Annotated in this window: 16 protein-coding genes; 10 read left to right on the top strand and 6 right to left on the bottom strand. The window is 60.4% G+C overall.

Annotated elements, in window-relative coordinates:
- The first annotated feature begins 75 nt into the window (after nt 1–75).
- The 6 genes from VSP_RS01175 (at nt 76) to VSP_RS01140 (ending at nt 10,202) form a co-directional block, all read left to right on the top strand.
- Nucleotides 76–618: a sigma-70 family RNA polymerase sigma factor gene (locus VSP_RS01175; protein ID WP_009958166.1), complete on the top strand. Its 543-nt coding sequence runs from the start codon at nt 76–78 to the stop codon at nt 616–618.
- 10 nt (nt 619–628) lie between these two features.
- Entirely contained in the window at nt 629–2,248 is a 1,620-nt protein-coding gene (locus VSP_RS01170) for a LamG-like jellyroll fold domain-containing protein (RefSeq protein WP_009958165.1), read from the top strand.
- Between the two features lie 53 nt (nt 2,249–2,301).
- Entirely contained in the window at nt 2,302–5,109 is a 2,808-nt protein-coding gene (locus VSP_RS01165; protein ID WP_157210672.1) for a PSD1 and planctomycete cytochrome C domain-containing protein, read from the top strand.
- The gene (locus tag VSP_RS01160) at nt 5,106–6,527 is read left to right on the top strand and encodes a DUF1501 domain-containing protein (protein ID WP_009958163.1); all 1,422 of its coding nucleotides are present in this window, start codon (nt 5,106–5,108) and stop codon (nt 6,525–6,527) included. The genes VSP_RS01165 and VSP_RS01160 overlap by 4 nt, the downstream gene beginning before the upstream one ends.
- 193 nt (nt 6,528–6,720) lie before the next feature.
- The gene (locus tag VSP_RS43890; protein ID WP_009958161.1) at nt 6,721–6,981 is read left to right on the top strand and encodes a phosphopantetheine-binding protein; all 261 of its coding nucleotides are present in this window, start codon (nt 6,721–6,723) and stop codon (nt 6,979–6,981) included.
- Between the two features lie 239 nt (nt 6,982–7,220).
- The gene (locus tag VSP_RS01140; protein ID WP_009958159.1) at nt 7,221–10,202 is read left to right on the top strand and encodes a CHAT domain-containing tetratricopeptide repeat protein; all 2,982 of its coding nucleotides are present in this window, start codon (nt 7,221–7,223) and stop codon (nt 10,200–10,202) included.
- A gap of 24 nt (nt 10,203–10,226) precedes the next feature.
- Here VSP_RS01140 and VSP_RS33305 read toward each other — a convergent pair whose 3' ends face one another.
- Both VSP_RS33305 and VSP_RS01130 read right to left on the bottom strand, forming a co-directional pair.
- Nucleotides 10,227–10,445, bottom strand: coding sequence for a hypothetical protein (locus VSP_RS33305; protein WP_029190082.1), 219 nt, complete (start codon nt 10,443–10,445; stop codon nt 10,227–10,229).
- 341 nt (nt 10,446–10,786) lie between these two features.
- A complete protein-coding gene (locus VSP_RS01130) occupies nt 10,787–11,653 on the bottom strand; it encodes a hypothetical protein (protein WP_157210671.1) in 867 nt (288 codons plus the stop codon).
- Nucleotides 11,654–11,974: 321 nt separating this feature from the next.
- Here VSP_RS01130 and VSP_RS43765 point away from each other — a divergent pair, with 321 nt between their 5' ends.
- Complete coding sequence (locus VSP_RS43765) at nt 11,975–12,235, top strand: acyl carrier protein (protein ID WP_009958156.1); 261 nt, start codon at nt 11,975–11,977, stop codon at nt 12,233–12,235.
- 663 nt (nt 12,236–12,898) lie between these two features.
- On the opposite strand, the gene VSP_RS01115 is transcribed toward VSP_RS43765, so the two are convergent.
- Nucleotides 12,899–13,468, bottom strand: coding sequence for a carbohydrate binding domain-containing protein (locus VSP_RS01115; RefSeq protein WP_009958155.1), 570 nt, complete (start codon nt 13,466–13,468; stop codon nt 12,899–12,901).
- A 273-nt stretch (nt 13,469–13,741) separates the two neighbouring features.
- On the opposite strand from VSP_RS01115, the gene VSP_RS01110 reads away from it, so the two are divergent.
- Nucleotides 13,742–16,249, top strand: a complete 2,508-nt coding sequence (locus VSP_RS01110; RefSeq protein ID WP_009958153.1) for an ATP-binding protein — start codon at nt 13,742–13,744, stop codon at nt 16,247–16,249.
- 52 nt (nt 16,250–16,301) lie between these two features.
- Here the strand turns inward: VSP_RS01110 and VSP_RS01105 are convergent, their stop codons facing one another.
- Both VSP_RS01105 and VSP_RS38735 read right to left on the bottom strand, forming a co-directional pair.
- Nucleotides 16,302–16,682: a response regulator transcription factor gene (locus tag VSP_RS01105; RefSeq protein WP_009958152.1), complete on the bottom strand. Its 381-nt coding sequence runs from the start codon at nt 16,680–16,682 to the stop codon at nt 16,302–16,304.
- A 90-nt stretch (nt 16,683–16,772) separates the two neighbouring features.
- Nucleotides 16,773–17,783 (bottom strand): HEAT repeat domain-containing protein, encoded by a 1,011-nt coding sequence (locus VSP_RS38735; protein ID WP_157210669.1) that lies wholly within the window; start codon nt 17,781–17,783, stop codon nt 16,773–16,775.
- Nucleotides 17,784–18,217: 434 nt separating this feature from the next.
- Between VSP_RS38735 and VSP_RS01095 the strand changes: the two genes are divergently transcribed.
- Nucleotides 18,218–19,678, top strand: coding sequence for a Gfo/Idh/MocA family protein (locus VSP_RS01095; RefSeq protein WP_009958150.1), 1,461 nt, complete (start codon nt 18,218–18,220; stop codon nt 19,676–19,678).
- A gap of 129 nt (nt 19,679–19,807) precedes the next feature.
- On the opposite strand, the gene VSP_RS01090 is transcribed toward VSP_RS01095, so the two are convergent.
- On the bottom strand, nt 19,808–20,674 hold the full coding sequence (locus tag VSP_RS01090; RefSeq protein WP_009958149.1) for a LysR substrate-binding domain-containing protein: 867 nt from the start codon (nt 20,672–20,674) through the stop codon (nt 19,808–19,810).
- A 115-nt stretch (nt 20,675–20,789) separates the two neighbouring features.
- Here VSP_RS01090 and VSP_RS33285 point away from each other — a divergent pair, with 115 nt between their 5' ends.
- Nucleotides 20,790–21,431, top strand: coding sequence for an ankyrin repeat domain-containing protein (locus VSP_RS33285; protein ID WP_009958148.1), 642 nt, complete (start codon nt 20,790–20,792; stop codon nt 21,429–21,431).
- Nucleotides 21,432–21,451: the final 20 nt, after the last annotated feature.

The raw sequence follows: 21,451 nt of genomic DNA, 5'->3' as shown, positions 1-21,451 counted from the left end.
AACCCATGCAGAGAATCATTTTTTTATCAATCTTCGGTAAAAGCCGTTCAGCCTGCACATTACTTGGCAGATAGCATGAGTGACGCCCCCCAACCAGCGCCCGATCCCGGGCTGAGCGAGCAGTTCATCACCCTGCTCAACGGTGCCCATGGGCGCCTGCTCGGCTTTCTGCTCGTCATGCTGGGGAACCGGGCGGATGCAGAGGACGTGCTGCAACGCGCCAGCCTCACCCTGTGGCGGAAGTTTGGCGACTTCACCCCGGGTTCCGATTTCTTTGCCTGGGCGAGCAGTTTTGCCTTCTACGAGGCCAAGAACTTCCAGCGCATGGCCCTGCGCTCCCCACTGCACTTCGACGACGAGCTGTTGCAAAGGTTCGCGGAAGAACGCCCCACCGACCTCCAGCATCGCGAGCAGCGCCTGGCCGCCCTGGAGCGTTGCATTGAGGAGGTGGAACCCCAGGGACGCGATCTCGTGCGCGAATTCTATCTTAAGAACGTGGGCTTGGCCGTGCTGGCGGAGCGCCTCGGCCGGGCTCCCCAGACCCTCTACAACAAGCTCAACACCCTCCGCCGTCTGCTGGCGGATTGCGTGAACCGGAAAACCGCACCTGAGGCGTGACCCGAAGACCATGAATCCTGACCTCGATTTCGACTCTGCCGAACTGCACCGCCTCTTCATGGCGAAGGCAGACGGCCACATCTCCGCAGAGGACCACGCGCAGCTCAGCCACATGCTGAAGAACTCCGCCGAGGCCCGCCGCCAGTGGTATGCCTTCCAGGATGTGGAGTCGGCACTCTTCTCCTGGTCCCAGCAGGAGCTGCAACGGGTGGAGGAGGAGCCCGCCCTCACCGCCACCGTGGCGGCCGCTCCAACTCGCCCCGTTCGGGCACGATTGACCTGGCTTCTGCCGCTGGCGGCCCTGCTCGCCATCCTGGTGATGGTGGTGAACGTGCTGCGTCAGCCAGCCCGCCCGACCCCGACTCCGGCAGTAACTACCGCCCCAACTAAGGATGAAGATGAGGTCACCACCACCTCCGTCGCGCTGCTGACCCGCGGCGTGAATCTGGAGTGGGTGGACGCGAGGTCTGCCCCCGCCCTGAATGCCCCCATTTCCCCCGGCTGGCTCAAGCTCAAGGCTGGCATTGCAGAGCTGGAGTTCTACCAAGGTGCCCGGCTGGTGGTGGAAGGCCCGGCGGAAATCAAGCTCGTCTCTGCCGGTGAGGCCTACTGCGTCAGCGGTCGGTTCAGTGCCCACGTGCCGCCCCAGGCGCGAGGATTCCGGCTCGGCACGCCCAATGGCGATGTCGTGGATCTCGGCACGGACTTCGGTCTGGATCTCAACAGCGCCACGCCAGAAGTGCACGTGTTCAAGGGCGAGGTGGAGCTGCACCAACCCAAGGCCCAAGTGCGCATGCTCACCACTGGTGAGGCCGCCGGGTTCGAGAAAAGCACACCTGCCCGCCACCTGCCCGCCAGTGATGTGGCCTTCGCCTTCAGCCGTGATCTGGACGCCCGCATGAACGAGTCCCAGCGGCTGGCCCTGGCTCGTTGGGAAGATCAGGGCCGTCAATGGAACCTCGATCCGCGTCTCAAGCTGAGGCTTGATTTCCAGGATCCCCAGGGATCGCGCTCGCTCAAGAACTCCGCCGCGCTCGGCCAGGAGATCGCCCCCGGCACCATCGTGGGCTGCATCTGGACCCAGGGCCGCTGGCCTGAAAAGAAGGCGCTGCAATTCCGCAGTGTCAGTGATCGTGTACGCCTGAGCCTGCCCGGTTCCCATCGTCAGGTCACCATGGCCACCTGGGTGCAGCTTCACGGGCTGAATGTCCGCCAGAGCTCCCTCTGCATGAGCCAGGGCATTGCGGAAGGTCATATGCACTGGCAGATCCTGCACGATGGCTCCCTGTGCCTCGGCGTGGGTTCCGGCAAACACCCGGATGTCCGCTCGGATGACTACATCACCCCGGTAATATTCACCCCGGAGCGCTTCGGCCAGTGGGTGCATCTGGCCGTGGTGTATGACCTGCCGGGTGGCGAGGTCACCTTCTACCTGAACGGCGGGATCTTGTCCAAACACCCGGTGCAGACCCCCACGGAACTCACCCCAGTGATGATGGAGCTCGGCAACTGGACCCCCTCCCCGGACAAACGCCAGCAACCGGTGCGGAACTTCGCCGGATGCATGGATGAGTTCAGCCTCTACACCGCGGCCCTGCATCCCGATGAGATCCGCGCCCTCGCGGAGTGACTGATTGAATTGTGTTTCCTGAAACCCCATCTCCGGCCCCTCCCATGCCCCTGATGAAACGCCCTTCCCACTTCCACCTCGCTCTCAGCAGCGGGTTCACAGGTCTCCTGCTCGCCAGCCCGCTGGTGGCCGCCACTCCCACTGCGGAAGGCATGGAGTTCTTCGAGAAGAAGATCCGCCCCGTCCTGGTGAGCGCCTGCTATGACTGCCACTCTGTCGAAGCCGGGAAGACCAAGGGCGGGCTGGCGGTGGACTCCCGCGAAGCCCTGCTCATCGGTGGCGATGCCGGCCCCTCCGTGGTCCCGGGCAATCTGGAGAAGAGCAAGCTCATCGAGGCGGTTCGATACAAGAACCGCGACCTCCAGATGCCTCCAAAGAATGCCCTCACGCCTGCCCAGATCCAGGATCTGGAGAAGTGGGTGGCCATGGGCGCACCCGATCCCCGGGAGGGCAAGACCGCCGCGGCCGCACAAGCGCATGGTGGGGTGAATCGCAGCATCAACATGGAGGAAGGCCGCAAGTTCTGGTCCTTCACCCCGCTGGCCGAGACGACACCTCCACCAGTGCAAAACACCGCCTGGGTCAAATCACCCATCGACGCCTTCCTCCTGGCTGAACTCGAGAAACAGGGCATCGCGCCAGCCCCCGCCACCGACAAGCGGACGCTCATTCGCCGTGCCACCTTTGACCTCACCGGCCTGCCACCTACGGCGCAGGAGATTGACGCCTTCCTGGCCGACACCTCCGCCGACGCCTTCAGCAAGGTGGTGGAGCGCCTGCTGGCCTCCCCTCAATACGGCGAACGCTGGGCGCGCCACTGGCTTGATGTGGCCCGCTATGCCGACTCCAACGGCATGGATGAGAACGTGGCCTACGGCCATGCCTGGCGCTACCGGGACTATGTGGTTCGCGCCTTTAACGAGGACAAGCCCTATGACCAGTTCCTGGTCGAGCAGATCGCCGGTGACCTCCTGCCTGCCCGCACGGAAGAGGAACGTCGGGAGGGGCTGACCGCTCTGGGTTTCCTCGCCCTCGGGGCCCGGGTGCTCGCAGAGCCCGATGTCCGCAAGCTGGAGATGGACATCATCGATGAGCAGCTCGACACCCTGGGCAAGGCCTTCCTGGGCATGACCCTGGGCTGTGCCCGCTGCCATGATCACAAGTTCGATCCCATCACCAACAAGGACTACTACGCCCTGGCCGCCATCTTCCGCAGTACGAAGAGCCTCGCGGACGAGAAGCTGGGAGCCATCAAGTTCTGGTATGAGCACTCACTCGCCACACCGGACGAACTGGCCGCCAAGAAAAAGTACGAGGCAGAGGTGGCCGCCCAGCGGTCCAAGGTTGCCAAGTTCTCCAATGAGACCCGCGCGAAGCTGAAGCAGGAGTTGCAGACGAATGCGTCCGAATACCTCGCCGCGGCCGCACTTTTGCCGGACGACCCAAACTTTGCCCAGGTGCAGAAACTTGCGGCAGAGCGCAAGCTGCGCCCCCGCTACCTGCTCACCGCCCGCCAGTATCTCACCCGCACTCCAGAGCACCCTTTCTACGCCCGCTGGCGTGAACTCGCTGCTGCCGGTGACCAGGAGGGAATCAGAAAATATTACGGAGATGTATTCACGCGCTCGGCGGCAGCCCTGACCGCTGCCAAGGCCAAAGATCCCAAGGCGACCGCTCCGGTGGAGCCGGATCTGGCCGAGGCGCATGCCGCCCTCAATGATGTGGCCGGCCTGCTCGTCATCCCGGACAAGGATGCCGATGCGTTCGACGGCGAGATGCTGGCCACCTCCGAAGTCATGAAGGACGACCTCATGTCTCTCGAGGACAAGACGCCCGATCCCCCTTCCCTCATGGGCGTACGCGACGGCGCCATCACCAAGACCCTTCCGATTCACATCCGCGGCAGTTATCTCACCCTCGGAGCCGAGGTGGAGCGCGGCTTCCCAGAGGTCATGCGCACCTCCTTCACCAAGCCCATTCTCTCTGCCAAACAAAGCGGCCGTCTGGAGCTGGCCCGCTGGATGGCCAGCAGCGAGCACCCCCTCACCGCCCGGGTCATGGTCAACCGACTCTGGCGCTGGCACTTCGGCCGTGGGCTCGTCGGCTCCACGGACAACTTCGGCATCCTGGGTGACAAACCTTCCCATCCCGCCCTGCTCGACTGGCTGGCCCGTTGTTTCATCGAAAGCGGCTGGAGCATCAAAGACATGCACCGCGTGCTCATGAAGTCCAGCGCCTATCAGATGGCCTCCACCCACCCCAGTGCAGGCCAGCCCTCTTCGGGTGTGGTTCCCGCCATGCTCGACCCGGAAAACAAGCTCCTATGGCGCGCCCATGTGCAGCGTCTGGAGGCCGAGCAGATACACGACGCCATGCTCGCTGCCAGCGGCTCCCTCTCTGCCCAGGTCGGTGGCAAGACCGTGCCGCTGCGCAACCGGGAGTTCGTCTTCAACCACACGTCCAAAGACGCCACCCAGTACAAGGCTCTGCGGCGCGCCCTCTACATCCCCATCATCCGGAACCACCTCTTCGATCTACTGGAGCAGTTCGACTACCCGGATCCCACCATGCCCACCGGCAGCCGCAATGCCACCGTGGTGGCCCCGCAAGCGCTTATCATGATGAACTCGCCCTTCGCCGCCCAGTCGGCTCAGAGGCTCTGCGCGAAGCTGCTGTCGGACAACGGCATTCCCGAGGCCCGGGTTCAAGACGCGTACGTCGCCCTGTACGGTCGCCCGGCCTCGCCCCACGACGTCACCCGCGCGCTCACTTTCGTCCGCCAGCAGGGTGACACCCCTGAAGCGTGGACGCTGCTCTGCCACACCCTCATGTCGGCCAACGAATTCATGTACCTGCGATGAACCCCTTCCCTGCCTCCCCCCTCACCCGCCGGGCCATGCTGCAGCGCAGCGCCGCAGGCTTTGGCCATCTGGCGCTTGCTTCCCTGCTCGCCCAGCAGTCTCAGGGTGCCTCCGCCCCGGTCAGCCCTCTCGCGGCCAAGCTGCCGCATCATACTGCCCGGGCCAAGCGGGTCATCTTCCTGTTCATGAAGGGCGGCCCCTCCGCCGTGGACACCTTTGATCCCAAACCGCTGCTCGACCGCGACCACGGCAAAGCCTATCCCTTTGCCCAACCGCGTGTCAAGTTCGCGGAAACAGGCAAGCTCCTGAAGTCCCCCTGGAAGTTCAAGCAGTACGGCCAGAGCGGCCTGCCCGTCAGCGAGCTGTTCCCTCATGTCGCCCAGTGTGCCGATGAACTCTGCGTCATCCGCTCCCTGCACGGCACCAACCCCGCTCACGGCGGTGCCCTGCTCAAGCTGCACACCGGCAGTGATGTCCAGGTGCGCCCCAGCATGGGCTCATGGATCACCTATGGGCTCGGCACCGAGAACGACAACCTGCCCGCCTTCATCACCATCTGCCCCACACTGGCCCATGGCGGCGTCAACAACTGGGGGGCCGCTTTCCTTCCCGCCTGGTGCCAGGGCACGCCCATCGGCAATGCCGCCGTGCCTTCCGACCAGGCCATGGTCAAGCACATCCGCAATACCCAGCTCAGCGCCAGCCTGCAACGCCAGCAGCTCGACTTGCTGGCCCAGATGAACCACGAGCATCTGGAACTCACTGGCCCCAATCAGGCACTGGAAGGCCGCATCAACTCCTTCGAGCTCGCCTTCCGCATGCAGATGGCCATGCCCGATGCCCAGGACGTGGACAATGAAACGGAGGTGACCAAGAAGCTCTACGGGATGGACAACCCCGTCACCTCCAACTTCGGCCGTCAGTGCCTCATGGCGCGGCGTTTCATCGAACGCGGCGTGCGCTTTGTCCAGGTCACCCACAGCGACAGCGAAGTGCAGTGGGACCAGCACGGGAATCTCTACAAGGGTCACAGCAAAAACGCCGCCGAGGTGGACAAGCCCATCGCCGGCCTCCTGAAGGACCTCCGCTCCCGCGGCCTGCTACAAGACACCCTCGTCATCTGGGGAGGCGAGTTCGGCCGCACCCCCACCGCCCAAGGCACCGATGGCCGCGACCACAACCCCGAAGGCTTCACCATGTGGCTCGCCGGCGGCGGCGTCAAAGCTGGCTCCACTTACGGTGCCACCGATGACTACGGCTACTTCGCCCAGGAGAACAAGGTTCACATCCACGACTTCCATGCCACCATCCTCGCCCTCATGGGCATGGATCACGAGAAGCTCACCTACCGCTACGCCGGCCGTGACTTCCGCCTCACGGACGTGTTCGGCCATGTGGTAAAAGAGGTGTTTGCGTAGTGACTCACCCCCTCTTTCTCTTGCATCTCGCAAACATCTGAAATTCGTCCCGGAGGGACGCTGGACTGTAGCCGGTGGTGAAGGCCTGTCATCAGGCCGAGAACCACCGGTGTAGAGGATAGTAGATATCCCGTCCCGGAGGGACGGCGGATCGGCCTTGACTGCCTGTCGCCGTTGCACCACTCCATACCCCATGGGCATGGATTCCGTTGAGCTCGTCATGGCGGTGGAGGAAGCGTTCGGCATCGCCATCTCTGATCAGGACGCCTCCACAGCGAAGACAGCGGGAGATCTTCGGGATCTCATCCTCCGGGCCCTGCGGAACCAAAACATCCAGACCAACGCTGACCAAGTCTGGCTGAAACTCAAGGACATCATCGCGGATCAGCTTGGCGTCTCCCCACACCAAGTCACACCTGAAACCGACTTCATCCGGGACTTGGGCGTCGATTGACGACCACCACTCCAACCACCGCTTCGCTTCACTGTCATATTGTGACCGCACCTCATCGCGGCCAGAAAACGGTGTCGAGCCACCGTACTCCAAAGATGCTGCCGCGACGGAGATAACCATCGAGCCGGCGTGGGTCAGCAAAATGCAGCGTGCGTGTCGAATGGCAGCCCGACCCATCGCTTTACACCCTATTGGAAAAATAACTGGCTTGACATTGGCGTCCATGCCAACTGTCGCCTATGCATCCATTCAAGCAGCAGGTCGTTGTTTCCCTCCTGTGTCTTCAAGTCGCCATCGTCAGCCCTTGTGTTCTCCAAGCTGCGGGAGCAGACCTCGACGCCCTCAGAGCTGAAGCCAATGCGGACCAGGATAAAGTTCTCGCATTGTCTGCCGGTGGACGCCACTCCGAGGCTATCAAACTGGCAGAAGCCACTGTTGCACGTACCAAACGTGTGGCCGGTGAATCCACAGTCGATACGAGCCTCGCCTTGACCGTTCTGGCCGACGCTTGTTTCAAAGCAAGACAGTTCGACAAGGCGAAAGAAAACTTTCTAGCCGCATCCAAGTTGACGAAGAAGACACTTGGACCCGAAGACCGTTGGAACTCCATGAATCTGCAGGGACTGGGTCGCATCGCCCTCATGGAGGAAAAGTACAATGAGGCGCTTGCCTATCTGCAACGAGCTCTAAAAACGGTGGAATCCGGACCTGACAAGGATGACTCCTATGCCGCGTCCACACTTCAGTACATCGGCTATCTGCACGTCAAGCAGGGGAAGCGGCCCGAAGCTGTGAAGGTTTATCAGCGAGCTCTGAGCCTTGCAGAGAAATCGGTGGGCAAGGCATCACGACTCTATGTTGGCATTCTGAGCGATTGCTCAAAAGCCCACTACGACCTGGATGAATTGGACCTTGCGGAGGCTGGATATCTCGAGTGCATTGGACTATGGACAAAAATGGGTGTTTCCAAAGACCCCATCCTGGCCTCGAATCAGTTGCAACTAGCGAGAGTTTATGTGCAACTCAATAACAATGATCGTGCCGAAGAACGGTTGAAGGGCGCGATCACCATCTACGACGCGCTTCCCGCCCTTCCCACAGAGGACCACTACACGGCCTTATTCCTCCTGGGCAAAGTGCATCTTCGACAATTGAAGTTCGCTGAAGCGGAATCCATCACACTGCGCGCCAGGGCCGTGGCAGAGCAGAACAAGGCCGTCCCTCACTCGATGGCACTGATCGACCTGCAACTGGGAGATATCTTGTTTGCAAAAGGAAATCTCGACAAGTCCCGCAAGCATTTCGAAGAGTCCGTCTCCCGCTACGAATCCATCTTTGGAATCCAGAGCCCCTACTTGATCAGCCCCCTTTCGTCGCTGTTTGGACTGGAATGTCGTTCAAATAACCTGGACGCCGCAGAATCCATTGGCCGTCGTATTTTGACCCTGGCAGAAACTCGCGGCGATGAAGGTGGTTTGAATACAGCCAGGAGCAATCTTTGCGCGTTGCTCGCCGAGTCAGGCAAACTGGACGAGGCTATTCAACTGGCGGAACTGACGGCTGCTTATCATTGCCAATGGTGGGAGGACATCCTCAAATTTGGTTCAGAGGAGCAGCTCGAATCGTCCATCCGAATGGCATACCAAGCCAATCTGGGGCCCAAACTGCATTCGCCTCAATTCGCCGCTCGTGAGGTGCTTCGTTATAAGGGCAGCATCTCCTCCGCGCTTCGCGAACGCCGGGCACGAGCTCTATCGGCCAACCGAAGCAAAAAAGTTCGCCTGCTGGAGCAAGCCAACAGAGAAGCTTTAAACCGCCTTGCTGCACTTCACCAGACCGGAGCTTCGTCGAATCAGATCAAAGCCGCCCATGAAGAGGCTGAGGCCGCTGAAAAAGCTCTCAATGCCGAACTCAAAAACGGGCCACCCCTGCTTGATCTGCAATCCGTCAATGCCACGTCGGTTGCCGCAAAGCTCCCCTCCAATTCCGTTTTGGTGGAGTATTTCGTCGATCATGAGATCCCTCTTACCGGCGCTATCAAGCCAAAGAAATTGGAAGGCAGCTTCGCAGCCGTTGTCATCGCTCCCGGGCAAGAACCAAAAATGGTGCGCCTGAGCAGCAACGAGGAGACTGCGACATTGCGTCACATGTTGACAGGCATTGTCAAACACCCACCTAAAGACACGCCAAAGACTGAACTTGATGAGCGGACGAAGGCTTGTGCCCAGGCTTTATACACCGCGGTGGTGGCTCCACTTGAGAGTTCATTCCCTCCTGGAACTGACACGCTGTTTCTGTCCCTTGACTCCTTTCTGCACGGCGTCCCCTTCGCCGCACTGATCGATCAGAACGGCAAGTTCTTGTGTGAGAAGTATGTTCTTCAGCATCTTGTCAGCGGTCGGGACCTGTTAAAAAAACCACTCCCAAGCGACGGTTCCCTCACCGCCGTCTGTTTTGGCAATCCAGACTACTTTGACCTTGCGCCCAAGAATTGCGCCCGACCTGGCAGGCCACCCCTGGCCGCTGCAACTGAGAATGTCTACCTTCCTCAATTGCTGGGTTCTAGCGTTGAAGCCGAAGTATTTGGTGAGCTCTTTAGCCATGCAGGCTGGAAGACACGAACCCTCGAAGGAACTGCCGCCAGCGAAAAAGCGCTTCGCACACTTGGATCTCCACGGATTCTTCATCTGGCTACGCACGGTTTCTTTCTCCGTGATGCTGATGGAACCATCCAGCAGAATCTTGGACCTACAAACTCTCCGTTTGCAGACAGCAAGTTTCGCAGTGGATTTGCCCTCGCCGGGGGTTCCACTTCATTCAGTCTCTGGCGCGCCAATCAGGTGCCCGCCTTCGACAACGACGGAATATTCACTGCGGTCGACGCCTCCCAGCTCGATCTACGCAACACCCAACTGGTGACACTCAGCGCCTGTGAAACAAATGCAGGCCTCGACATGCCGGGCATGGGTGCATCAAGCCTACAGCAATCTCTCTTACAAGCCGGCACGCAGCATGTGATGACCACGTTGTGGTCGATTTCAGATCTTTCCACCATCAAATTCATGGGGGAATTCTACGTCCAGTACCTCAAGACGCAGAATCCCGTGACGGCGATGAATCTGAATCAGCGGCAACTCCTACGGGACTGGGCTGAAGATCACGGCTGGCATTTCGCCATCAGGCATGCTGCTCCGTTTGTTCTCACCTCTTCCCAGCGCTGACCGTAAGCCCAGACCCGCCCGCTGTTAACGTGTCACCTCGCCCGGTAGGTCCGTGATGCAGGCATCCACCAGCTTTGCCACCACATCTGCGCTCTGTTGATGGGGCTGGATCAAGGTCGTGCTCACGCCCCAACGCGTGTCAGGCTGCCCCTTCTCAAAAAGGAAGCATGTCATGCTGTGCTCATAGCTGCCTTTCAGAGCCCGCGGAGTGGAGGGCACTGAGCCATCGGCTCCTGGAGGCATGGCGACGGGCTTAACCTGATGGGTTACGATCAACGTCCAGTCTGTACGGGCCAATTTCGAGACGGGCTGCATTCCTGCCTGCGCAAACCTGTTTTTAATCCTCGAAGTCGTGTCTTGAAGTTCCTGCGCTGACAGCGAATTGCTCGTGACTTGGACGATAACAGTTCCTCTCAACTCCCCAGGCTTGAGATTGTGCTGGCGCATCACATAAGGACTGGATGGAAGGGAGGCACAACTCACGACCATGGAGGTGGACATTCCTGTTAGGAACAACAACGGCAGAAGGCGTCGAATAGGCATAGTATTTGGACTTAACAAATTGGGCAGTTGCTCCCGGCACCTCAGCGACCACCCGAAAGAACCACTGAGTTCAACACGGACTTGAAGAGCGGCTCCATTTTCTTCCTCCCGCTCTCACTCGTGCCCGATCCTGCCTTGGCCACACAGGAGAGATGGATCGCGACGAGATTCTCCCCAGACAAGAAGTAGCAGGTGATTCCCGACGTCTCGATCCTGGTGTCCAACCGTTCCAGCACGCCATCGAGTTTCACCCATCCCGCTGTCCTCGCCTCAAGCTTCATCGTCTTGAAGTCAGAGACATTCAATTTCGCTTGCCCGAAATACGGCCGTGCAAAGTCTTCGGTAAAGAGAACTTCCTTGGGCTGGTCATCCAGAGCGGCGCTGACAGGTCCGATTTGCAACATGATGGTGTCCGACCCATGCCCTGCATCGGAGGTCCACTTCTGGACGATATGCGGCCGGTCGCCCTCTGCCGGTTTCCAGCTCATGGGGACTTTGAGGTTCAGTTTCACCCCGTTTGCTCTCTGATGCCCCTGGGTGATGAACGGCGTCACGAATCCTCTTTGAATCTCCTCCTCGGGTTGCTTCATGAAATCGGGATGGGACGCCAGGAGAAGCATCCGGACGGGCGAATCTGCCAGGGTGGTGCCGCGGAGGTGGGTCTCCCGGATGACGGATCGCGCAAGGTCCTCGGTCATATTGTCCTGCAGAATCTTCATCGCCGCCTGCCCCTGTTGCTCGATGGTAGGTCTGGCTGTCACCCACCTGTCTCCGAACTTCTCGGTCAGCCTCACATCCAAATTGTCCTCACAAACCTTAAAAACCGCATCCCAATGAACTTGGGCCGCATCAGCCTCCAGCCCGAGCGCGGGGTACTGCTGTTTGATCAGCTTGATCGTGGATCTCATGCTCAGACAGGCACCATAGGTCCTCATCAGGTCTGTGGAGAGCGGCATCTTTACAGGGGTGGCCTGCGCAAGAGCGGACGCACTCATCATCGCCATGAAACCCGCCACTAAATAGGTAGATCGAACCAATCTGGCAAGAAACGCCCCTGACAAACTCTGCTTCATTCCTCAAATTTGCACGCCCATAGAGAAAGTCCACTGAATCGTGACTGGCCGCTTCAGGGGTGGATTGACTCATCGCCTCCAACCCTCAACACGAAAAGGGAATCTGTTGCCAAACGTTTGCTTGACGGCCACCAGGACCGCCGCATTCCATGCCACATGGGCCTGGATTCCGTTGAGCTTGTCATGGCGGTGGAAAAGGAGTTCGACATCGTCATCTCCGATGAGGATGCGTCGAAGATCACTACCGTCGGCAGTTTCCGCGATCTCATTGTCCGGGCGTTGCGAGGGATGGGCCTGAATCCAAACGAGGGGGAGGTGATGCAGAAGCTAAGAGCCATCGTCTTCGGGCAAATCGGCGTCTCCCCGGACGTGTTCACTCCAGAGGCCGACTTCGTGAGAGATCTAGGGTTGGATTGACGCCTTGCAAGCGAACGGGAGAACCCGCTTCGCTTCGCTGTCACATCGTGACCACATCGCATCGCGGCCAGAAAACGGTGTCGAGCCACCGTACTCCAAGACGCTGACGCGCCGTTGCCGATCCTCGCTACACCCAACTCATTCATGGTTGTCCCCGTCAGCACACGAGTCTCATCATGATTGCCTACCTACTGTGGCGCAGACGGGATTCCTCGAACCCGAAGGGTTCACCATGAGTAGCCATGGGCCGGCCGAGTGTAGCGAGGTCTGCCCATGGATGCCCGACCAGAAGCTTCTACCGCGGAGCGGTAGGCCAATCACGTTCGATTGTTCAACCACAATTGTTGCGCAAAGGGCGTCGGGGATCGCGGTGGTTGCAATGGGCCTACCGCTGCGCGGTAGAAGCTGCGCAAACCATCCATGGGTTGCACTCGCTACGCTCGTTTCACCTATGGCTATTCATGGTGAACCCTCCGGTTCGAGGACAATCCGTGGAGGGGCCTTACTCGCAGAACTTGCAACACATCCAAAGGGTCGACGAGCACCTTGATCGAGTCCACCTTGATCGAGTCCACCTTGGGCATGTCACACTCCGGGCATTCAGGCATGGAACCGGGCATCGCGGACACCCATTCCCAGACTCTCACCTAAATCCATTGCCCCTCACCGCCGCGCCGGCCCCAACTCCACCAGCGACAAATCGGCAAACCATGCGGTACCGGTCACGACAGAGGAGAAGAAGCCCAACCGCGGCCCGACTTCCACCTCGGTCTTTGGCCCCGTTTCAAACTCAAGCGTCAACCGCCCCCAGGTCCGCGTCTTCATGACGTTCTCTGAGCGCTCGAACCCACCTCGCAGGCACACATTGGCCCCGACCGTGGCCTCTTTCTCGCCAGGCTTGATGTCCTTGGTCTTCACAAAACCCGTGAGGCGGTAGCGGGTCACAGGTTTCACGGTCACCTTCTGCATCACCAGGGAATCATCCGCTCCCAAGTTATCGATCTTGAGCGTCGGCTGCCCTTTGTAGAGCTCCACCTTGTCGATTTCAATCTTGCTGTTCTTGCGGTGGCTGGTGGTTTGCCATCCCTCCAGACCCTTTTCAAACGAGCCGTTCTTCAAGAGATCCAGTTTACGGTCCGGCTGCTGGGCGAGGCACGAGCCGGCAAGCGCGGCCATCATCATCACAGCCAGTCCAACGAAAGACAGGCGACTCAGGGGAAGGGTGGTTTTCATTGATTCAATAACGCAAAAAGTTTGGTGGTTTTACAATCCAAAATATTTATGCCAGGCAATAGAAGGTCATTCCTTCCTAACACCCGGGATGGATTTCCTGCGTATCTCACTGGTCCCTCGGGAAATTGACTGGAAAGGGCATCCGGGTAGATTCGCCCGGTGAGTTATCGCGTCAGCGCCTGGATATGGCTTGTCTTGGCGACAGGCATTTTGATCGTTGTGTCCGTGCCTCTCCTGCTCGGTGGGGTACTTTTGCACCAAGCCAGACAAGAGATGGCCAGCTACAGGCTGGTGGAGCACACCCACGAAGTGCTCAGCCAGGTGGATGCAGTACGTTACCTGGCACGTGAAGCTGAGAGCACGCAACGCGCCTTCATGCTGACCAAGAGCGAAGCTTGCTTCAGTGACTACCATTTGCACCGCCATGACGCCCCCCGGGCGCTGGAAACACTGGCCCGCCTGGTGAAGGACAATCCGCTCCAGTCCTTGAAGATGGAACCCCTCCGCCAAGTGCTCGCAGAGCACCTCAATCTTCTGGATGAGAACGTCAACAATGCAGACACCATCGGCAGCACCACGCTGGCCGTCCAATTGGAGAAGAGCGCGGGAAAGTCCCTTGAACTTGACCACCAGATCTCCGGGGTCAAGACAGCAGAGCTCCAGCTCCTGGATACCCGTCGGGACCGGTTTCTGGATGAGCGTCGCCAGTTCCAGCGCATAGCTGGCATCTCCTGCGTGGTAGGACTCCTTGCGGTGGTGGCCGGGGCTGGCATCGTGTTCCGGGAGTGTCGCAACCGCATGCGATACGAGGCGAGGCTGGCGGAAGCCCGTGATGCGGCGCTCGATTCCGTGAAGACCACTTCAGTCTTTCTGGCCTCTGTGGGTCACGAGATCCGCACTCCGATGAACGGGGTGCTGGGAGCAGCCGATCTGCTGCTTCGAGACACGTCTCTCTCCGCCAGACAACGAGATGGCGTGGAAACCATCCGCACTTCTGGAAAGACGCTGCTGGCGATCATCAATGACATCCTGGACCTCTCCAAACTCCAGGCGGGAGAGATGAGCTTCGTCACCGAGAGTTTCTCGCCCTCAGCGATCGTGGAGGATGTGCTCACGCACTATGCAGATCGTGCGACAAAGAAAGGCCTGGAGCTGACCTCCCATCTGGAGCCCGATCTGCCTGCGCAGGTCATGGGAGACCGGCAACACTTCCGGCAGGTGCTGCAAAACCTTGTCTCTAACGCTGTAAAGTTCACGAATGCCGGCAGTGTCTCAATTCACGTGATGCGCCGGCGTCAGATGGAGTCAGAGAACCGCATCTGCCTCCGCATCGATGTACGCGACACCGGACCCGGCATCACGCCCGAAGCCCAACAACGTCTCTTTGTGCCGTTCGCCCAGGCCAGTAGCAAAGGGGGCTGGCGTCAGGGCGGCACCGGCCTGGGGCTGGCCGTTTCCCAAGAGCTCGTGCAACGAATGAACGGCACCCTGAATGTGGAGAGCACTCCCGGGCAAGGGGCCAAGTTCTGGTTCACTGTGGTGTTCGAAGCAGTGGCTGAACCAGCCGCCGCACAGAAACTGGTGCCAGGGGCCCTACTGATAGTGGAAAACAGGGCGCTGACGGCAGAGTCCGTCCGCACCCATGCGAGCAGTTGGGGCTTGCATCCCGTCATCGCCACCAGCACCAAAGACCTCCCGGATTCCTTTGGGGTCGATTCAGACGGCCAGCCGCTTCCACTATGTGCAGTAGTAGTGGGCAGTCCCCAGGGGGAGAGCTGGCAGGAGACGGTGCGAGTACTCCGGCAGAAATCAGGGTGGACCCGGTGCCCCGTTTACCTCATGTCGGATGGTGAGGGCCTAGATGATGAATTCGTGGAGAAGATCGGCGTTGCCGGGTTGTTGACGTACCCCTTCCGTCCTTCAGAACTCTACGGTTTCCTTTCCGGCACTCCTGTGCCCCCCGCCGCAAAGCTGGCAGATCGCCTGGAGCTCTCTTCTGCCCGGATCCTGGTGGCGGATGACAACCCGGTGAACCAGCGTGTGCTGAAAAATCAGCTCGAATACCTGGGGATGCAAGTCACCCCATGTTCCGACGGTGCTGAGGCCCTGAAGCTTGCCAGGGAAGGGGGCCACGAAGTGATCCTGCTGGACTGCCAGATGCCGGTCATGGACGGGTTCGAGGCCACCCGAAAGATCCGCGAGTGGGAGAGCCTCACAGGAGCGAAACGCGTGCCCATCATCGCCGTCACGGCCCACGTCATGGCGGGGGATGCAGAACTCTGTCTTGAGGCAGGCATGGACGGCTACCTGCCCAAGCCGGTGGAGGTGGACCGCTTGCAGCAGGCCCTGTTGGCCTGGCTCGCCCCGGGCACGCCGACGACCGCTGCACCGGAAGCTGGCGCAGGAAACAACACCCTCCCCCACTCCCAGCCTCCGGTGGTGGATGAGACCCAGCTCAAGCACTGCCTGACGGGGGACCGCAGTCTTGACCGCGAGCTTGTGCGCATGGCCGCAGAGCAGATGACGGAGGTGCTTGACCAGCTGGATGCTGCCCTCCGTGAGGATGCCAATACTTCCTGGCAGCAGGCTGCCCACCTGGGCCGGGGCTCCGGAGCTACCATGGGATTCACCGAATTGTCCGCCCTCTTTCAGCGTGCGGAGTTCGATACCATTCAGAAAGCCGACCGGGCTGATATTCTTGCGGAGCTCCACGAAGCCGTCGCCCGGCTCGAAAACCGGTTGCACGAACTCGGCTACCCCTCTGCGGCCCAGGCCTCATGAGGCGCGGACTCAAGGAAACAACTTATTCACCGGTGCGGGGGCGCAGCCCCCCTCATGCAACAGCACCTCCCGGAATGAGTCTGCTCACCCGGGCCACCAGTTCCGCCGGACTGAACGGCTTCGTCAGGTAATCATTCGCGCCCTGATCCAGGGCTCCCACCACATCGGCGTCCCGGTTGCGGGCGGAAAGCATGAGCACCGGGATCGACGCGGTGATGGGGTCACGACGCAATTCCTGCAGTGCCTCAAAGCCATCCATGACCGGCATCATGCCGTCCAGAATGATCACAGACGGTCGCATGAGCCGCGCCTGCTCGATCACCTCTGCGCCATTGTAGGCAGATATCAGCTGCCACTGCTGCTGGGCCACCTTGAAGCCCACCACACGATGGAGCAGCGGATCGTCATCGGCCAGAAGCACTGTATGTGTCATCGAAGTAGAAGTTGTCATCAAACCAGGTATGTTACATCCTCGAATCCGAGACCGCCACCCCTCAAACGAGGAGGGGGCTGCCACCGAATTTCATGTATGGACGTCGGTCGCCCCGGTCACACGCCCTCCCGACTGCCAACGCCTGAGTCCAGCCTCTGCGACCCGCCTGACCTCTGGGGAGGAGTCGTTTGCCAGGGCTTGGAGAGCAAGTTGTGCATCTGCCCCACCGCCCATGGAGCCGGCATAGGCCGCGACTGCCTGCCGCACCGCCGGTTCAGGATCTGCCGTCAGAGACGTCACCTTCATGATCTGCACGGGATCTGCCATGCGCTCCAGGGTCCGGATGGCCTCCAGTCGTACAGCTGAAGAATAGTCTGAGAGCTGCCAGGCCACCACATCCCCCAGCATCAGATCATCGGCATCCGCAATTCCCGCGAGCAGGACCACTCGTTCTTGCGGATTCCTTGAACCCATGAGAGCCCGCGCCAGTTCATCTCCACGGCCGGGTAGCGGAGCGAACTGCTTGACTACCTTTTGCGCCAGTTCCGTGTCAAAGGCAGGTGTCGCCCGCAAGGGAGACAGCAGGGACTCCAAAGCAAGCCCCAGCGGCTGGCGGACGGAAAGCGCGTAAGCAGCCTCCAGCCGCACCTTCCAATCAGCATCGTACAATGCCCGGGAGAGCTGGAGATCCACATTGGAATCCGCCTGGGTCAGCGCCAGCAGACGGCATGAGGAAATTTTGGCTTCCGACGGGCCCGACACCAGATCGCGCAAGGCGGTGGCCTCCGCTCCGAGATGGTCCAATACCAGTCGAAGCCGGTCGCGATACTGGCCACGCACGCGCTCCAGGAGTTCGAGGATCAAATGCAGGGCCTCGCGCATCTCCTCCGCCGTCCCGGGAAGAGGCAGGACGGCGATCTGGCTCTGCCCCTCCAGCACCGGGAGCAACTCCTGGAGCCACGCATCTGAGAACTGCTCACGCCGACGGCCAACAGCGTCCTCCTGACGCTTGCGCCAGATGCGGACACCCCACACCGCCAATCCGACCAAGATGGCCGTCAGGAGGAGGATCAAGACGGAGAGATAGGACAGCCCGCTCATGTTCATTCACCAGTCACCCGGCAGCGTTCTGTAACTCCCTCAGCCAAAAGAACTTGATGCTTCATTGTTTCTTGAAATTACCATACTCTCCCACATCTCTCACCTGCAAATCCACGTTCTCGCGGAGCGACCCACAAATGGGGGGAACATTCCAGATGAAGGTGCGCTGATCAGGCTGGGACGGATTGAATTTCCCGCCAACCAAAGCGGCAGGGTGGCACGATACTCTGTCCGGCACCTGGCGAATTTTTACCATGCAAAATCTTGGGCAAATGACGGCATCCCCAGACAAAGATGCCCCGATAATCCTCAATTTTTCACGGTCTGGCGCGCAATAACCTCTGGTCAGCCCCGTTTGTTTCGCCTAGGCTTTTGATCTTTTTCTGACCGTTTTTGCACACTTTTTCACCGTCAAACCAAACCAAACCACACACATGTCAAGCAAAGCACTGAATCGTCGCCGCTTCCTCACGACGACCGCCGGATTGGCCGGGGGCGCCTTCACCTTCCCGAACCTGCTCCTCCACGGTCAAAACACCGCGAGCAAGAAGCTCAACATCGCGGTGATCGGTGCGCTTGGCAAAGGCCAGTCTGACACCCAGGCCATCGCTCTGGACCACAACATCGTAGCCCTCGTGGACGTGGACAAGAAGCGCGTGGAAGAAGCTGCCGCCAAACACGCCAAGTACTTCACCGACGCTGGCCAGACGGCTCCCTCCACCGCGCCGAAGCTCTACCAAGACTTCCGCAAGATGCTGGACGAGAACCACAAAGACATCGACGGCGTCGTCATCAGCACCCCGGACCACACCCACTTCGTGGCCGCCATGTGGGCCCTCGGCTACAAGAAGCACGTATGCGTGCAGAAGCCCCTTTGCAACACGATCTGGGAAGTGCGTGAACTGCACAAGGCTGCCAAGGCTGCTGGCGTGGTGACCCAAATGGGCAACCAGGGCCGCACCATGGAAGGCCAGCGCCTCGCCAAGGAATGGATCGAACAGGGCGCGATCGGCACCCTCAAGGGCATCAACCTCTGGACGAACCGCCCCATCTGGCCCCAAGGCCCCCTCAAGAAAGTCGCCGCCACGGCTCCGGCAGAGCTCGACTGGGACCTCTGGCTCTCCAGCGAGGCCAGCGAGCCTTACTTTGAATTCGACATCCCGACCGGCCAGCCCAACAAGCGCGGCAAGAGCGTGCATCCCTTCAACTGGCGCGGTTGGTGGCAGTTTGGCTCCGGTGCCCTGGGCGACATGGGCTGCCACATCATGGACGCCACCTTCAGCATCCTCGGCCAGGCCATCCCGGTGAAGATCGAGGTGGAGAGCGGTGAGGTCAGCGAACATTGCGCCCCGACCTGGAGCAGCCTGAAGTACCACTTCGCTCCCGGCAAGAACAACCCCGAGCCGCTCGTGGTGAGCTGGCAGGATGGCGTCAAGGACGGCCAGGCCAACAAGCCTGCCAAACCAGAAATGATGGCCGACCTTAGTGAAGACGGCTGGAAGAAGGCCAGCAGCGGCATGATCTTCCAGGGCACGGAAGCCGTGGTGTACGAAGGCGACGCCTACTGCGCCAGCCCCTCCATCTACCCAAGCGCCAAGTTCATGGACACCAAGAAAGCCATGGCCGCCGGCACCATCAAGAAGACTGAGGCCCGCAGTCCGAAGCCGAACAATCCGCAGGGCGAGTGGGCTCATTGCATCGTCAATGGCGGCACCCCCAGCTCCAACTTCGACTACTCCTGCCCGCTCACGGAGTTTGTTCTCCTTGGCAACCTCGCCATCCGCTCCGGCAAGACCGTGCAGTGGGACAAGGACGCCATGAAGGTGACCAACGACGACGCGGCCAACAAGTTCATCAAGCGCGCTTCCTATCGCGACGGCTGGCTCAAGGCCTAGTCGCTGACAACAATTCGTCCGCCAGAATGGGTGGCCGGCCCCACAGGACCGTCCGCCCAGCTTCCTCACTCTGACAGGCGCAGCGCCCCGCTGGATTCGCACCCCGGCGGGGCGTTCTTTTTACCAGGCCTAGATCAGCAGTGAGAGCTGATGCGCCAGTTCAGTGATCAACTCCCCGGCATCCGTCCGGTGGTAGGTGGCAATCTCCATGTTGTCGATCAATGGCAACCCATGCTCCTCTCCCAAGACTTGATGCGCGGGCAGCACGGTGCGTACTGGTAACAGGCTGATGCCCAGCCCATCTGCCACGGCCGCCTGAATGCCCGCCAGACTTGAGCTGGAATAGACAATTCGCCAGCTTCGCCCCAGAGTCTCAAACGTGTGGATCATGTCATCCCGGTAGAGTCCGTGGGGAGGGAACGCCACCAAGGGCACCGGATCCCGGTCAAAAGCTGGGTTCGCCCGGCTGTCCACCCAGCAGAGCGGTTCCCGCCACCGCTGGACGCCTTCCTCAGTCCCTTTGCGCTGCTTGATGAGGCCCAAATCCAGTTCACCTCGCTCAAACAGCCGTCGCAGGTCCCGGCTCAGACCGCTGGTGATCTCCAGCTTCAAGTTGGGGTGCCTGCCGGTGAATTCCACCAGCATACCGGTGAGCCGCCCGGCGGCGAAGTCCTCCGGTACTCCCAGGCGGATGGTGGTCTCCACCACCCCGCGGGAGAGGGCCTCCACCGCCTCCTCGTTCAGCGCCAGCAGGCGGCGTGAGTAACCAATCAACCTCTCGCCGGCCGCTGTCAGACGCACATCGCGACGGCTCCGGTCCAACACCGCATGGCCGACCTGCTCCTCCAGCCGGGCGATCTTCTGGCTCACGGTGGACTGGGTGGAACTCAGGCGCCCCGCCGCGACCGTGAAGCTGCCGCAGTCAACCACCGACACAAACGTGCGGAGCAGCTCCGGGTCGAGCAGGGAGACATTCACAAATGCAATAGATAGCATGTCATGATTTAATTTCCAAATACTAAGCCGTTTGAGTAGTGTCCGAAACGGTACGGGAACTCCCAAACCCCTATTCCTCTGCCGTCCTGGTCACCATTGCTTCCCGCTCTGTGCTATGATCTCGGACCCTTTTTCCGCTCATGCCTCGGCCACCACCGATTCTTCATCGGCGGTGCGACTCGTCGCGGCAGCTGACCGGGGCGACAGCAAGGCGGTTTTGGCAGCCCTCCATGAAGGAGTGCCGCTGGAGGCACGTGACCATCGACGTCGCACCGCCCTCCTCGCAGCCGTGCAGGGCAATCATGTGGAAACAGCCCGCCTGCTGATGGAAGCCGGAGCGGACGTGAACGCCCGGGACGCGGTGCTTTCCAGTCCCTTCATGACGGCCGCCTCCCAAGGTCGGCCGGATCTCCTGGCGCTGACGCTCCAACATGGAGCCAATGTCCACAGCACCGACCGCTTTGAAAGCACCGCCCTCATGGCCGCCACGGAACGAGGGGACGTGGAAACGGTCGGGCTGCTGCTCAAGAGCGGGGTCGCGGTGAATCACATCAACTGGCTCGACTGGACCGCCCTGCTCCTGGCAGTGATCTTTGGCGATGGTAGCGCAGCTTATGTAGAAATCGCCCGCCTCCTGCTGGATGCAGGGGCCGATGTGAACCTTCCTGACGGCGAGGGGGTCACGGCTTTGAAACACGCGACCCAGCGTGGGCAGACGAAAATGGCCAGACTGCTGCTGGCCGCCGGTGGTCGCTGAGGTCATCGCTGCGCCTTGCT

Origin of the sequence: Verrucomicrobium spinosum DSM 4136 = JCM 18804 (genome assembly GCF_000172155.1) — a bacterium.
Lineage (GTDB): Bacteria > Verrucomicrobiota > Verrucomicrobiia > Verrucomicrobiales > Verrucomicrobiaceae > Verrucomicrobium > Verrucomicrobium spinosum.
This window is presented reverse-complemented; position numbering and strand designations above follow the sequence as displayed.

Coding starts and splice junctions, on each gene's coding strand:
- VSP_RS01175 (WP_009958166.1), top strand. CDS start 76: ATGAGTGACGCCCCCCAACCAGCGCCCGATCCCGGGCTGAGCGAGCAG.
- VSP_RS01170 (WP_009958165.1), top strand. CDS start 629: ATGAATCCTGACCTCGATTTCGACTCTGCCGAACTGCACCGCCTCTTC.
- VSP_RS01165 (WP_157210672.1), top strand. CDS start 2,302: ATGAAACGCCCTTCCCACTTCCACCTCGCTCTCAGCAGCGGGTTCACA.
- VSP_RS01160 (WP_009958163.1), top strand. CDS start 5,106: ATGAACCCCTTCCCTGCCTCCCCCCTCACCCGCCGGGCCATGCTGCAG.
- VSP_RS43890 (WP_009958161.1), top strand. CDS start 6,721: ATGGGCATGGATTCCGTTGAGCTCGTCATGGCGGTGGAGGAAGCGTTC.
- VSP_RS01140 (WP_009958159.1), top strand. CDS start 7,221: ATGCATCCATTCAAGCAGCAGGTCGTTGTTTCCCTCCTGTGTCTTCAA.
- VSP_RS33305 (WP_029190082.1), bottom strand. CDS start 10,445: ATGCCTCCAGGAGCCGATGGCTCAGTGCCCTCCACTCCGCGGGCTCTG.
- VSP_RS01130 (WP_157210671.1), bottom strand. CDS start 11,653: ATGAGATCCACGATCAAGCTGATCAAACAGCAGTACCCCGCGCTCGGG.
- VSP_RS43765 (WP_009958156.1), top strand. CDS start 11,975: ATGGGCCTGGATTCCGTTGAGCTTGTCATGGCGGTGGAAAAGGAGTTC.
- VSP_RS01115 (WP_009958155.1), bottom strand. CDS start 13,468: ATGAAAACCACCCTTCCCCTGAGTCGCCTGTCTTTCGTTGGACTGGCT.
- VSP_RS01110 (WP_009958153.1), top strand. CDS start 13,742: ATGGCCAGCTACAGGCTGGTGGAGCACACCCACGAAGTGCTCAGCCAG.
- VSP_RS01105 (WP_009958152.1), bottom strand. CDS start 16,682: ATGACACATACAGTGCTTCTGGCCGATGACGATCCGCTGCTCCATCGT.
- VSP_RS38735 (WP_157210669.1), bottom strand. CDS start 17,783: ATGAGCGGGCTGTCCTATCTCTCCGTCTTGATCCTCCTCCTGACGGCC.
- VSP_RS01095 (WP_009958150.1), top strand. CDS start 18,218: ATGTCAAGCAAAGCACTGAATCGTCGCCGCTTCCTCACGACGACCGCC.
- VSP_RS01090 (WP_009958149.1), bottom strand. CDS start 20,674: ATGCTATCTATTGCATTTGTGAATGTCTCCCTGCTCGACCCGGAGCTG.
- VSP_RS33285 (WP_009958148.1), top strand. CDS start 20,790: ATGATCTCGGACCCTTTTTCCGCTCATGCCTCGGCCACCACCGATTCT.